13 protein-coding genes are annotated in these 14,330 nt (G+C 34.1%); 11 read left to right on the top strand and 2 right to left on the bottom strand.

Annotated elements, in window-relative coordinates; all coding sequences use genetic code 11:
- Positions 1 to 107 precede the first annotated feature (107 nt).
- Positions 108 to 818, top strand: coding sequence for a GntR family transcriptional regulator (locus ABS916_RS10530; RefSeq protein WP_350451853.1), 711 nt, complete (start codon positions 108 to 110; stop codon positions 816 to 818).
- A gap of 58 nt (positions 819 to 876) precedes the next feature.
- Here the strand turns inward: ABS916_RS10530 and ABS916_RS10525 are convergent, their stop codons facing one another.
- A complete protein-coding gene (locus ABS916_RS10525; RefSeq protein ID WP_350451852.1) occupies positions 877 to 2,076 on the bottom strand; it encodes an enolase C-terminal domain-like protein in 1,200 nt (399 codons plus the stop codon).
- Between the two features lie 264 nt (positions 2,077 to 2,340).
- Here ABS916_RS10525 and ABS916_RS10520 point away from each other — a divergent pair, with 264 nt between their 5' ends.
- Genes ABS916_RS10520 through ABS916_RS10510 form a run of 3 tightly spaced genes read left to right on the top strand, consistent with a single transcriptional unit; the run spans position 2,341 to position 5,867 of the window.
- Positions 2,341 to 4,170, top strand: coding sequence for a glucose PTS transporter subunit IIA (locus tag ABS916_RS10520; RefSeq protein WP_350451851.1), 1,830 nt, complete (start codon positions 2,341 to 2,343; stop codon positions 4,168 to 4,170).
- Between the two features lie 31 nt (positions 4,171 to 4,201).
- The gene (locus tag ABS916_RS10515; protein WP_350451850.1) at positions 4,202 to 4,852 is read left to right on the top strand and encodes a bifunctional 4-hydroxy-2-oxoglutarate aldolase/2-dehydro-3-deoxy-phosphogluconate aldolase; all 651 of its coding nucleotides are present in this window, start codon (positions 4,202 to 4,204) and stop codon (positions 4,850 to 4,852) included.
- Position 4,853: 1 nt separating this feature from the next.
- On the top strand, positions 4,854 to 5,867 hold the full coding sequence (locus ABS916_RS10510) for a sugar kinase (RefSeq protein WP_350451849.1): 1,014 nt from the start codon (positions 4,854 to 4,856) through the stop codon (positions 5,865 to 5,867).
- A gap of 375 nt (positions 5,868 to 6,242) precedes the next feature.
- On the opposite strand, the gene ABS916_RS10505 is transcribed toward ABS916_RS10510, so the two are convergent.
- Positions 6,243 to 6,638 carry a PTS transporter subunit EIIC gene (locus ABS916_RS10505; protein WP_350451848.1) on the bottom strand — a complete coding sequence of 132 codons (396 nt, stop codon included), beginning with the start codon at positions 6,636 to 6,638 and terminating at the stop codon, positions 6,243 to 6,245.
- 154 nt (positions 6,639 to 6,792) lie between these two features.
- On the opposite strand from ABS916_RS10505, the gene ABS916_RS10500 reads away from it, so the two are divergent.
- The 7 genes from ABS916_RS10500 (at position 6,793) to rpiB (ending at position 14,280) form a co-directional block, all read left to right on the top strand.
- A complete protein-coding gene (locus tag ABS916_RS10500) occupies positions 6,793 to 7,575 on the top strand; it encodes a MurR/RpiR family transcriptional regulator (RefSeq protein WP_350451847.1) in 783 nt (260 codons plus the stop codon).
- A gap of 121 nt (positions 7,576 to 7,696) precedes the next feature.
- Positions 7,697 to 9,259, top strand: a complete 1,563-nt coding sequence (gene malX, locus ABS916_RS10495; RefSeq protein ID WP_350451846.1) for a maltose/glucose-specific PTS transporter subunit IIBC — start codon at positions 7,697 to 7,699, stop codon at positions 9,257 to 9,259.
- A 19-nt stretch (positions 9,260 to 9,278) separates the two neighbouring features.
- Positions 9,279 to 10,481 (top strand): MalY/PatB family protein, encoded by a 1,203-nt coding sequence (locus tag ABS916_RS10490; RefSeq protein ID WP_350451845.1) that lies wholly within the window; start codon positions 9,279 to 9,281, stop codon positions 10,479 to 10,481.
- 485 nt (positions 10,482 to 10,966) lie between these two features.
- Complete coding sequence (locus tag ABS916_RS10485; RefSeq protein WP_350451844.1) at positions 10,967 to 11,917, top strand: nuclease-related domain-containing protein; 951 nt, start codon at positions 10,967 to 10,969, stop codon at positions 11,915 to 11,917.
- An 87-nt stretch (positions 11,918 to 12,004) separates the two neighbouring features.
- Positions 12,005 to 13,018 carry a LacI family DNA-binding transcriptional regulator gene (locus ABS916_RS10480; RefSeq protein WP_350451843.1) on the top strand — a complete coding sequence of 338 codons (1,014 nt, stop codon included), beginning with the start codon at positions 12,005 to 12,007 and terminating at the stop codon, positions 13,016 to 13,018.
- A 153-nt stretch (positions 13,019 to 13,171) separates the two neighbouring features.
- Positions 13,172 to 13,828: a ribulose-phosphate 3-epimerase gene (rpe, locus tag ABS916_RS10475; RefSeq protein ID WP_350451842.1), complete on the top strand. Its 657-nt coding sequence runs from the start codon at positions 13,172 to 13,174 to the stop codon at positions 13,826 to 13,828.
- Positions 13,828 to 14,280, top strand: coding sequence for a ribose 5-phosphate isomerase B (rpiB, locus tag ABS916_RS10470; RefSeq protein WP_350451841.1), 453 nt, complete (start codon positions 13,828 to 13,830; stop codon positions 14,278 to 14,280). The genes rpe and rpiB overlap by 1 nt, the downstream gene beginning before the upstream one ends.
- The last annotated feature ends 50 nt before the right edge of the window (positions 14,281 to 14,330 follow it).

Below are 14,330 nucleotides of genomic sequence, written 5' to 3'. Positions count from 1 at the left end.
TTATTGAAATATTAGGGATTTGTCTTTCTAACAAGGTAAGCTATACTAATAAAGAAGACTTGGTTTCGCTGTGTGATTATTAAAAAGATGGAAATAGGAGATTAGTTATGAAAAAACGTGAATTTGTAGTGCAAGATATTTTAAGTAAAATTTATCAAGAACATTATTCGGATGGTAAGTTGCCTACGCAAAGAAGTTTAGCTACTCAATATGAAGTTTCGCGATATACGATACAAGAAGCTTTCAATAGCTTAAGCGATATTGGAGTGATTAAAGTCGTTCAAGGATCAGGAACCTTTATCCGTAAAGATGCTAAACAAAATCCTTTAATTTATAACTCGTTGACAAGAAATTCCTATAATAGAATTAGTTCAAAAATAGTTTTTTTGGAGAAACAACCTGCTTTAGAAGAGGATCGTCAGATTTTTGAATTAGATGATGAACAATATGTTTGGGTCTTTCAGCGTATTCGTATTGTAAACTATAAAATAACACAAATTGAAACGTCGAAATTACCTGTTTCTCTCTTCCCTGATTTAACTTCTAGTATTGTTGAGAATTCTATTCAAAAGTATGTACAGCAATCAGGATATGATATTTCACATTATATAACGAGTTACACTCCTGTTTTAATCACTAAGAAACAAGCTGAATTATTGCTTTGCAAGAAAGGTACTCCAGCAATGAAAATCATCAACCGTGGTATTTTGAAAAGTGGACAAGTTTATGAATACAGTGAAGTAACAGCCATAGATTATTCATGTACCTATATTATCCCGTTTAATAAAGAAAGTCACCAGACAAGGCAAAATGATTGAACACAAATAGCCTACTACATATACAGATGTAGTAGGCTATTTGTACTGTATTTTTTGATTAAGGTGTAACGATTGTGCCATCAGGAGTACGACTTTGTGTCCATTCATGAGGACGGTACTCAATTGGATATTCTTCAGCTAATTCTTCATTGAAATCAACACCGATCCCAGGTTTATCAATAGGATAAAAGTAGCCTTTTTCAGCTACTGGTACATGTGAAAAGAGGCTGGCTGTGTTTTCAGGAACTACTATATCTTCTTGTACAGCAGCATTATGAAGATGGATGTTCAAGTGCGTATTTACAGCAATACCAATGGGTGTAATATCAGATGGAGTGTGCCATGCCATCCGTATCCCCATAGCATCACAAAAATGAGCTAATTTGATTGCAGGCGTGATTCCGCCTAATTGTGAGACGTGTGCACGCATATAATCTATTTCACGGTTCTTAACTAGAGACTGCCATTCCATTGGATTATTAAATAATTCGCCGGTAGCAATTGGCGTAGACGACTGAGAACGAATCTGTTTTAGCCATTCATTTTGATCAGGTGGCAATAAATCTTCTAAGAAAAATAAATTAAATTCTTCAGATTTCTTAGCAAATTGAACGGCTTGGTTAGGATAAAGACGTTCATGGACATCATGGAGCATTTGGAATGAGTTGCCATATTTATTTCGAATAGCAGCAAACATTTTCAAGGTTGTATCCATGTATTGGTATTGATCGAAATAGGAACCTTCAGAAATATTTTTAGGCGTATTCAATTCAGTAGCTGGCCCGCCATAGAAACCTAATTGACAGCGGATATATTGATAACCTTCAGCAAGGATACTGTCGATCTCTCCATAGAGATCTTCTAAATTATCTGCAACAGCATGAGTATAACTGGCAATTGCGTCTCTAGATTTCCCACCTAGCAATTGATAAAGTGGCATATCGCATAATTTTCCTTTAATATCCCAAAGAGCCATATCCACTCCGGAAATGGCATTGTTAATTACTGGTCCGTTTCTCCAGTAAGAATTAACGGTCATCATTTGAAACAAATCTTCAATATTATTAGCATCTTTACCAATTAATAAAGGTTTTAAATACTCGTCAACCATACCTTTGACTGCTAATGGGCGTTGTTGGAAAGTTGCACAACCATAACCAGTAACCCCTCTGTTTGTTTCTACTTTTACGACTACTAAATTATGGCGATCTGGTTTGATGGTATAGCTTTTGATAGCTGTGATTATCGTTGGTTTCATGTCCAAACCTCGTTTCTTTTTTTTAAGACTACATGTATATTGAAACATGTAATAGGAACGACTGTCAATTTGGTATGAAAAGATAGGGATATATGAATAAAAACCAGTCCAATTATAAAAAATAAATCAAGAAACGCTGTTACATCAAAGGATAATAGGTGTTTTTCTACTTTTAGGACTGTTTTTATAATTTGGGATATTGTGCTATTATTCAAGTTGTAAACGGAAACAAAAACTAATCAAAGAAAAAGGGTGGGGAATCAAGTGAAAAAAGAAGAGGTTGCAAAACAAATTGTTCAATATGTTGGTGGCAAAGAAAATATCAATAACGCTTGGCATTGTATGACTCGTTTAAGATTTAATCTTAAGGATAAAGAAAAAATAAACTATAAAGAATTAGAAAAGATACCCGGTGTTGTTGGTACAAAATACCAAAGTGATCAATTGCAAATTGTTATTGGGACAAATGTAGTTGATTATTATGAAGTATTAGTTAAGGAATTAGGTATTGAAAATGAAACAGATAGCAACAGTAGTCAAGGTAGTGAGAAAAAAGGATTAGTTTCTCTATTTATGGATACGGTTTCTGGCGTTTTTGGTCCAATTGTTCCGGCAATTGCTGGAGCTGGTATGATAAAAGGATTGATGGCTGGTTTAGTTGCTTTGAATGTTATTTCTAATGAAACACCGACTTTCCAAGTAATTGATATGTTAGCTAGTGGAGTATTCACGTTCTTACCATTTTTTGTAGCGGCTTCTGCAGCACGCATTTTTAAAACCAATCAATATCTAGCTATCGCAATTGCTGCAACATTGCAATTTCCGACAATGACTGCAGCTGCAACAGCTGGAGAAATTTCGAACTTCATGCTTTTCGGTATCCTTCCTGTGCCCGTATTTAACTATGCTGGAACGGTCATTCCTATAATTTTTGCCATTTTAGCTTTGAGCTATATTTATCGCTTGGTTGACAAAGCCTTGCCAGAAATCTTACGCACCGTATTTACGCCGACAATTTCATTATTTGTTGGAGGATTATTTGCTTTAACGGTAATAGGACCTATCGGAATCTATGCGGGTAATCTCCTTGCTGATGGAGTAAGTTGGTTGTTTACCATTTCGCCAATTTTAGCTGGTGTGGTAGTTGGGTTAATCAGACCAATTGCGATCCTTACGGGTTTACATCATGCTATGACGCCAATTGCGTTACAAAATTTTGCTAATCAAGGTTACGATATGTTAATGCCAATGATGTTTATGGCTAATATGGCTATAACTGGAGCAACGATTGCATTATATAAAAAAGTTCAGACAAAAGAAGAAAAGTCGATTATCCTATCAGCAGCATTTTCAGGTTTGTTAGGTATAACTGAGCCCGCTTTATTCGGGGTATTAACTAAGTATAAAAAAGCGTTTCTTGCAGCGACTATTGGTAGTGCAGTTTCTTCTGCTTTCATAAGTTTCTTTGGAGTAAGAATATATGGTTACATTTTATCTAGTATCTTCAGTTTACCGGCATATATTGGACAATATTTTATTTATGCAGTGTTAGGAATTGTTATTGCAATCGGAATTTCATTTGCCATTACTAACTTTTTAGTACCAAAGCAAGCAGTAGAATACACTTCAAACGAAGTTCAACTGAATGCCGTTACTGATGGCTTTTATGTTCCTTTAGAAGATGTGGATGATGATGTATTTTCAACAAAAATGGTTGGTGATGGATATGCTATGAAATCGACATCAGGAGATATTTATTCTCCAGTTTCTGGTACAGTTCAAACTATTTTCCCAACAAAACACGCAATTGGTTTAGTAACAGAAAATGGACTTGAAATTCTTGTTCACATGGGAATTGACACAGTGAGTTTAGATGGAGAAGCATTTGAAATCTTTGTCAAAGTAGGAGAATCAGTAACTTCTAGAACGAAAATTGCTCATGTTGATTTAGAAAAAATTAGACAAGCGAAAAAAGATGATACGATCATTGTTGTCGTAACCAATATGGATAAAGTTGAAAGTTTATCTGGTCAACATGATCTTGAAGGTGAACATCTTGCAGGAAGTACATTAGGAAATGCTACTTTATCTTAAAAATAAAGAATGATTTTAAAGGGGTTAAAGAATGAAAAAAGTGAATATTTTGCAACGAATAGAAAAAGCGGGAGTCATAGCTGTTCTTAGAGGCGAGACAAAAGAAGAAGTTTTAGAAACGAGTCATGCGGTGATTAAAGGTGGAATTAAGAGTATAGAATTAACCTTTACTGTTCCTGAAGCCAATGAAATTATAAAAGAACTAGCCGTTCACTATAAAAATCAAGCTGAAGTTGTCATAGGAGCTGGAACGGTTCTAGATGCAACAACAGCACGACTAGCTATTATGGCTGGTGCTCAATATATTGTCAGTCCAAGTTTTAATCCGGCTACTGCAGAAATGTGTAATCTTTACCAAATCCCTTACTTGCCAGGCTGTATGACGATTACTGAAATGGAAACGGCTCTTAAAAGCGGTGTTGATATTGTTAAATTATTCCCTGGAAGTGTGTACGGTCCTAGTGTTGTCAAAGCGTTCAAAGCACCATTGCCTTATCTAAATATCATGCCTACTGGTGGAGTAAACATAGATAATATGGCAGAATGGTTCAATGAGGGCGTAGTGACTGTTGGAGTTGGTGGAAACTTATTGGAGCCAGTAAAAAGTGGTGATTTTGATAAAGTAACAGAATTATCAAAACAATATATGGATAAATACTACGAAATAAAAGGACAAAAATAATATGGGGAAAGTTGTAACACTGGGCGAAATCATGATGCGACTCTCAACAAATCCTGGAGAACGTCTTGCACAAGCTCAACAATTTGAGGTCTGTTATGGAGGCGGAGAAGCCAATGTTGCTATTTCGCTTGCTAACTATGGTCATGAAGTATCTTTTGCCAGCAAAGTTCCCAATAATGCTTTAGGCCAATCCGTTAAAAAATTTCTGAATAATTATGGAGTATCCACTACTCATTTACTTTTTGGCGGTCAGCGTCTAGGATTGTATTACATGGAAGCAGGGGTAGGAAAGCGATCAGCAAATGTAATTTATGATCGATTGGGTTCAAGTTTTGGCGATATGAAAAAGATTGAATGGGATATAAATGCTCTTTTTGATGATATTGATTTATTTCACATCTCTGGAATTACTTCTGCACTTTCGAAAGAATGGAAGAATCTGACAGTAGATTTAATCAAAGTTGCTAAAAAAGCTGGAGTTAAGATTAGTTTTGATATCAACTACCGTTCTAAGATGTGGAGTTTAGAAGAGGCAAGAGACACAATTAAATTAATTCTACCATATGTTGATTACTGTTCAGCTGGAGATATGGATGCCAGATATATTTTAAATATTCCTAAGTATAGTGGAGAGATAGACGGTAAAGATGAAATGGTTTATTACTATCAAGAAATGCAGAGACTGTTTCCTAATATTGAAGTTTTTTATTCAACCAAAAGAATGATCCATTCAGCAACTGAAAATGATTTAATCGGTAATTTATGGATGGATAAGAAATATTATGAATCTGATTGTCATAATATAAATCCTATTGTTGACCGTATAGGAGGAGGCGATGCCTTTTCCGGTGGAATCTTGCATGGTCTTTTATGCCAACACGATCCTCAAGGGATTATAAATTTTGCAGCAGCAGCATCTGCATTGAAACATACAGTCTATGGTGACTGTAATCAATTTAGTGTCTCTGAAGTAAATAATTTTTTAGAAACAGGAAATGGGAAAATAAATCGTTGAAGACAAAATTTAGTTAGAGGATAGATTAATAAGTAATACAAAAATTTTGGTTCTAAGAAAGTGTAAACAATAACTGGTCATATATGGATATCTATCATTTGATGCAAAATAATTATAACCATCTAGGTAGCTTAAATTATAGCATTTAAATTGAACTGATAAATGAACGATTGAGTGTTCCCTGAAAATATTACACTCATATTATAAAGAAACTCAAAAAGGCAGTCACTTTTGACTGCTTTTTTGAGTTTCTTTAGTTTCATTGTTTGAACATGGTTTCCGTTCATCAAAAATCCTTTAACTCCTGTTTGAAGAGTCTTTTTTATATTTAATCACAAAGAAAAATGTGAAATAAAAGAGTATGAAAAATATAATTCAAATTGTGATGACCCATAGTGGATTATCAGCTATCCCGATGTTTTCAAGATAATCAATCATACTTGCGCACCATGAAAATCCAAGACGTACATTAAACAAATAAAGAATAACACCTGCTAAACCAGTTAAAAAGTAAGTACCAGCTCCAGAACTCATCACTGTTTTAGTTTGGTTTTTGTCATATCTAGCAGTCTTGTAAATTGCTAATGCAATAGCTGGAACTCCGAACTTCATTACTAAGTAGAATCCGCCAATGAAGTAAACCACTGTTGGATCTCCATTTAAGAAACGTGTAATTTCACCATGAACTACTTCACCAGAAGCGATAGTGTAGGAACCCATACCAAAATAGATGTACGTGTTTAATACATGATGAAGTTCAATAGAAATCAAAGGAATTCCTTTTTATAATCTATCATTTTTTATTTTTATTATTTTAAGTTATGATGTGTTAGATAGAATAGTTATATAAATGTTATGTAGGCTTCATTAAGATAGGAAATTATTTTTACTAATAAGTAAATTAAACATAGGAGAGTGAGAAAGTTTGTCAGAGGCTAATCTCTTTTTTAAGAAATTATTGGTTAAACGAAAAAAATTGAGTACATTAGAGTCTCAAGTATTAGAATACATGTTGAGATATCCAAATAAAGTATCAGAACTAAACATAGAGGACTTTGCTAACACTATCTATGTATCGACTGCTACTGTTAGCCGTACATGTAAGAAATTAGGTTTTAAAGGTTACCAACAATTAAAATATGCTTTAGATCAGTACAAAGGAATAAAAGAAGAGAAACATCAAGAAAAACAAGGAGTTGGAGAAATAGCTAGACACGTTAGTCGTTTTAAAAACGAAATGAATCAAACGGTGAATGCTTTAAATACAGAAAATATATTACAAGCAGTTGATTTATTAAATGCCAGCCAATTAGTGGAGTTTTTTGGTGTAGGAGCGTCTTTTTCATTTTGCAGTGAGACTGCAAGAAAGCTGACATTTGCAGGGAAAATAGCTTCTGCTAGAAATGACTGGGATGAGTTAAGAGCAGTTGCTAATCATTTAAAGCCTACAGATATTGCTATTTTAATATCTCATAGTGGTGAAACCTTACATCTGATAGAATACGCTACTATTTTAAAACAGAGGCGTGTACCAATGATTCTTTTAACAGGTACGCAAGGCAGTCAAATAGAATCTTTTGCTGATTTAACCCTTATGGCTTATTCAGAAAGTCATTATTACGATGAAATTGATATGAGTTCTAGATTTACTCTTAATTTGTTAATGGATCTAGTAATCATTGAGTACATCAAGCAACACAACAAATAAATAGTTGCTTTTTGTATGTCCTTACATTTCTTGTAACACTTTTCAAAAATTGTGTAAACGCTTGCTAGAGGCGTGACGAAAAGGTATCTTGAAGATACAAAAGAGTAAGGGAGAGAAAATAATGAAAAAGGGTAAGGGAAGTTTTTGGGAGTTTTTTCAAGGCTTAGGCAAAACATTCATGTTGCCGGTCGCTTTATTAGCGTTTATGGGATTGATGTTGGGAATAGGCAGCTCATTTACAAGTGCAACGACTCTTGAAATTATGCCTTTTCTTAACAATGAGTATTTGCAAATATTCTTCCGTTTTTTATCTACTATAGGCGGATTTGCTTTTACGTATTTACCTGTCTTGTTTGCAATGGCGATTCCTTTAGGACTAGCCCGCTATGATAAAGGAGTAGCAGCGTTTTCTGGACTAGTTGGATACATCATCATGAACTTATCCATTAATTTTTATCTAACTGAAGCCAATATCTTGGCTGATCCAGAATTTTTGAGAGAAGCAGGGCAAGGAATGGTAATGGGCATCCAAACGATTGAAATGGGTGTTCTAGGTGGGATTATTGTAGGTATTGTTGTTTCATCGCTACATAAACGGTTCTCTGAGATTCAATTACCAGATGCATTCGCATTTTTTGGTGGAGCTAGGTTTGTGCCAATCATTACATCTTTAGTTTTAGGTGTAGTTGGTCTGCTGTTGCCAATGATCTGGCCAATATTTGGAGCAGCAATTACAGGTATTGGAAATTTAATTCAAAGTGCTGGGAGCTTTGGCCCATTCTTGTTTGGTGCTGGAGAAAGACTGTTATTACCAACTGGATTACATCATATTCTAGTATCTATGATTCGTTTTACAGAAGCTGGTGGAACACAAATTGTAGATGGCAATACTGTCTCAGGTGCATTAAATATTTTTTATGCTCAATTGCAAGAAGGACTTCCGATTAGTGCCGATGCTACTGCTTTTCTATCACAAGGGAAAATGCCGACCTTTATGTTCGGTCTGCCTGCTGTCGCATTAGCCATGTATAAAACAGCTAGACCTGAAAATAAATCGGCAATTAAAGGGTTATTAATTTCTGGTGTTTTAGCAACTTTTGTAACTGGGATTACCGAACCGATTGAATTCTTATTCTTATTTGTCTCTCCATTATTGTACTTATTCCATGTGATTATGACTGGATTAGGTTTTATGGTAATGGCTTTACTGAACGTTAAAATCGGAAATACCGATGGAGGAATTTTAGACTTCCTTATTTTTGGTGTATTACAAGGAAACCAAACAAAGTGGTATTTGGTCTTGTTAGTAGGAGCAGCTTGGTTTGCTCTCTATTATTTCGTATTTAAATTTGCTATTGAGAGATTTAACTTAAAAACACAAGGAAGAGAACTCGTTAATAAAGACGATACAAATTATTCAGAAGAAGAGTTAAGCCATAAGAAAAAAGGTAAATATGATGCTCCTGTTATTCTATCTGCTTTAGGTGGTACCGAAAATATTGCTTCATTGGACAATTGCGTTACACGGTTAAGGTTAGTGGTTCATAATATGGATGAAGTTGATGAAGAAGTATTAAAGGCTAATGGAGCATTGGGAGTGATGAAATTAGACGACCAGAATCTTCAAGTCATCATTGGAACACAAGTAGCTTCATTAAAAAATCAATTAGAACGATTAATCTAACGAAAAGGGTGCGGTAGTGTTGGAAAAAAATGAATTTGATGAATTAATTGACAGGAAAGGAACGTACTGTACGCAGTGGGACTATATAGAAGACCGTTTTGGGGTGAATGATTTATTGCCCTTTACTATTTCTGATATGGATTTTGCTGTCCCTAATGTTATTAATGACGCGCTAAAGAAGAGAGAGTCTCATCCAATATACGGCTATACTAGATGGAACCATATTGACTTTAAACAATCAATTGTCTCATGGTATAAAGAACGATTTGCAACCCAAGTTGATTTAGAGTGGATCGTCTATTCACCTTCTGCCATTTATACTATCTCACGCTTAATTGAATTGAAATCGGATGTAGGAGATCAAGTAGTCATTCAAACACCAGCCTATGATGCTTTTTTTAAAACGATTCGTACGAATAAACGAGAGATAGTAGAAAATCCACTTTACTATGTTAACGGAGTTTATTCAATAGATTTTGACGACTTAGAGCAAAAATTAGTTGATGAAAAAACTACGATTTTCTTATTGTGCAGCCCTCAGAATCCAACAGGTAGAGTTTGGACAAAAGAGGAGTTAACTAGAATGATTGAGTTGTGCGATCGTTACCATGTATTCTTGATTTCCGATGAGATTCATATGGATATTGTTCGAGAAACTTATCAACATCTTCCAGTTGTTTCATTGGCCACAAAGTTGGAACAAATAGCTATCTGTTCTTCCGCAAGTAAAACGTTTAATACTTCGGGTCTGATAGGTTCCTATGCCTTGATCCCAGATAAAAGATTACAAGAAGATTTTTTAGAAGTATTGAAAGATAGAGATGGTTTGTCATCTGCGAGCATTATGGGTATTGAAAGCATCATGGCAGGTTATAGTAATGGACAAAATTGGGTAGACGAATTGAATGAGTATATTTCAAATAATCTAAATGTCGTAGCTAATTACTTAAAATCACAGATTCCAGAAATTAGGTTTACCATTCCAGAATCAACATTCTTAGCCTGGATCGATATCAGTGGATTGCCTTTCGAGATGGAAGAGTTGCAACAGGCTCTTATCGAAATTGGAGAAGTCGCTATTATGGACGGATCAATCTATGGAATACAAGGAAAAGACTTTCTTCGAATGAATATTGGTTGTCCACGAAAGAAAGTAATGGATGGTTTAGAAGGATTAAAAAAAGCTGTGGATTATTTGAAAATGAATAAAAATCAATTATGAATAGACAAAAGCAAACAGTTGAAACAGCAAGAAGCACCTACCACAATTTTGTATGTGGTAAGTGCTTCTTTGTACTTTCTGATCCAAAGGTAATCACCTGAAGTAAGTAGAGTTCTATCCGTCATTCAAGACAAAATTTGGAATAATTGTTAATCTATCGTACAAAATTGATAAGAAAATTGAGTCTATTATTAGTTATAGAGGTTCTTCCTCATAATCCGGTATACAAATTTGAGCAAATGCTGAAGTATCAGTGTTCTAGCTCATTATTGGATAAGAAATCGAAAGGGTTTATTAGCTAGACCCTTTCTAGCTAATAAAAGATTGTAGAAATTGCCTTTAATTTATCGTTAGATGGGTGTTACCTCATAATTGGGATAAAAAAAGAGTTTACATTATGAGGTAGTTTGTCATTTAATCGAAAAATAGCTTAAATTACGTATAGTATATATGAAAAATAAAATAAAAATAGGAGTGGTAGATGGATGGCTTTTAAAGAGAGAGAAAAACCGTTTCGATTATTAGTCATGGAGTCTTTGGCGAATCGAATGGATTTGTCAAGAGACGACCGCAATAAATATGCGAATTGGGTCAAAGGATACAGTGGGGAAATGAAGTTTGATTCTATAACTGAACAATTGAAATGTGAGTGTCTAGTTTTAAACGATTTGTATTTAACAGTGAGAGGGAAGAAATTCCAACTGGATACTTTGGTGATTACTGCAAAGTGCCTTTTTGTATATGAAGTGAAAAATTTTGAAGGCGAATATTATTATGAAAATGACAAACTGTACTTTGAACGAACTAAAAAGGAGGTGTTTGATCCTCAATATCAAATCAAAAATGCGGAATCAGCGTTGCGTCAACTAGTGGATCAAATGGGATATAATTGGAATATTAAGAAATTCGTTGTCTTTATAACTAATGACTTTACTTTGTTTCAAGCTCCAAGAAATAGTGGAATAGTGTTGCCGGGGATGTTGAAATCGCACTTTTCAATGGTTAATGAGATTTCGGGAAGGTTAAATCAGAATCATTACCGTTTTGCAGAAGAAATCAAACCAATGCATATGGAAGATTTTTCTTTACATAATGTACCTTATTATGAAAATGAGCTGTTAAAGAAAGGAGTTACTTGTTTTTATTGTGGTTCTTTTATAGAAGTATTCAAGAAAAATAGGACATGTATATGTAAATATTGTAGCAAAGAAGAGAAAGTCTCACAAACCATTATTCGACATGCACAAGAATATATACGATTATTTCCAGAGCAAAAAATTACTACAGCAGCTATTTGCAATTGGTGTGATAATCGGTTGTCTATTTGTCGAATAAGATATATTTTCAACAAACATTTAACAGCTAAAGGAACAGGTAGATGGAGATACTACGAATTTAAAAAATTAGACTTATTTGGGATTATTGAAGTTAATTGATGAGTACGGTTACTTTTTCTGTTGCATTAATTTCTATTTATGATATTATTATTGAGTAAACGATTACTCAAATGAAGTGAGGTAGCTATGAAAAAGCAGCTTTCTATAAAAGATATTGCAAAATTAAGTAATGTATCTACTGCGACGGTATCAAGAGTTTTGAATGATAACGGAAGATTTTCAGAAGAAACTAGAAAAAAGGTATTAGATGTCGTAAAAGAATTTGGGTATTCTACTAACTCTGTAGCAAAAACGTTGCGTGAGCAGAAGTCACATACAATTGGCATGATTGTCCCAGATATCAGTAATGAATTTTTCTCTTCTTTGATCACACAAATTGAAAGTTATTTCTTTGATAAAGGGATTTCTACTATTATTTGCAACACGAACAAAGATGCGGAAAAAGAAAAAGCTTATTTGAAATCGCTTGATTCTAAATTAGTGGACGGGCTTATTTGTATCTCTGGACAAGAGGAAATTGATGAAACACAACTTTCAAGAGATATTCCGATTGTGTGTATTGACCGTAAACCTAAAGTAGCTAGTAATATAGCCATTGTAGGTTCGGATCATTCTGAAGGTGGTTATAAGGCAACCCGATTTCTACTTGATAAAGGTTGTAAAAGAATTTTACTTTTAACTAAAGACAATAATACAACATCTAGTAATGATCGAATCGCTGGCTATAAAAAAGCACTCAAAGATGCCAATTTAAAACTGGAGTCTGAATTAATCATTCATGCATCTTCAAGTAGTTTATCGAAATTTGAAATTGCTCAAAAATCTATTGAAGAAGTTTTAAATAGAGGATTGGTATTTGATGGTGTATTTGCTACAAACGATTGGTTGGCATATGGGGCGGTTCAAACATTGAAGAAGAATCACATTTCAATTCCTGATGAAGTGAAAGTTGTTGGTTTCGATGATGATAGTATCTCTAAGTATACTTCTCCAAGTATTACAACGATTCACCAAGAAACGAATGAAATTGCTGAAAGAGCTGCTGATATACTTTATCAATTGATGACCAAACCAGATACGACATTAAATAATCATGATATCAAAGTATCTACCAGACTAATTGAAAGAGAAACGACATAAAAATCGTTTTTTGTCTATTGAGTAATCGTTTACTCAATAAAATGATTTTCTTTAAATTAAAACCCTAAATAAGAAATAAAATGAGATTATCTTTTTGCTTTTGAGTAATCGTTTACCCAAAGGCAGGAATTTGAAATTGAAAGGAAGAAAATAATGGAAAAATTAATTTGTCCATCTATGATGTGTGCGGATTTTGGCTCTTTAAAAGATGAGGTAACGAAATTAGATCAAGCAGGAGCGGACGTTTTTCATATTGATATAATGGATGGTGTTTATGTTCCTAACTACGGTATGGGGTTGCAAGATTTTGAATTTATTCGCAAGGCTACTAATAAAATAGTGGATGTTCATTTAATGGTTAAAAATCCAGCAGATTATGTCGAAAAATTTATTGATATGGGAGCGGATATTATTTATTTTCATCCTGAAACAGATCAGCATCCGGCAAGAACGCTTGATAAAATACGAGCTAAAGGAAAGAAAGCAGGAATTGCTATCAACCCAGGAACGTCTATCGAAACCGTTCAAGAATTGCTTTATCTAGCAGATTACGTCTTAGTAATGACAGTGAATCCTGGATTTGCTGGACAAAAGTATTTAGACTATGTAGACCATAAAATTAAAAAACTGAGTTCTATGAAAGTTGAATATGATTTTGAATTAGTAGTAGATGGAGCCATTTCAAATGAACGAGTGGAAACATTGAGTTCACTTGGTGTAAAAGGTTTTGTATTGGGCACTTCAGCTTTATTTGGAAAAGAAGAAAGTTATCAAGAAATCATTAAAAACTTAAAAGGAGAGGGTAAATAATGAAACTAGCAATCGGCGGAGATCACGTAGGACAATTATTAAAACCAGAAATTATCAGCTATCTTGAAGAATTGGGACATGAGGTAAAAGATTATGGTCCATTTACAACTGAGAGAACAGACTATCCAAAATATGCTGAAAAAGTAGGAACAGAAGTAGCTAAAGGTAATTTTGATGGCGGAATTTTGATTTGTGGAACAGGCGTAGGAATCTCAATTGCTGCTAATAAAGTAAAAGGAATTCGTGCAGTTGTTTGTAGTGAACCTTATTCTGCAAAATTATCAAAAGAACACAACAATACAAATATTTTGGCATTTGGCTCTCGTGTGGTTGGATTAGACTTGGCTAAAATGATTGTAAAAGAATGGTTAGATGCAGAATTTGAAGGCGGCCGTCATGGAAATCGTGTAAATATGATTGAAGATATTGAATGTCGTTATATAGGAGAATAAGTTTTTAGAATTTTTATAAACCATTTAAATTGAGTTGTGACTGTTAAACC

This window comes from Carnobacterium sp. (assembly GCF_040274945.1).
GTDB lineage: Bacteria > Bacillota > Bacilli > Lactobacillales > Carnobacteriaceae > Carnobacterium_B.
Note: the sequence above shows the minus strand (reverse complement) of the source record. Positions and strands in the feature narration are given on the sequence as shown.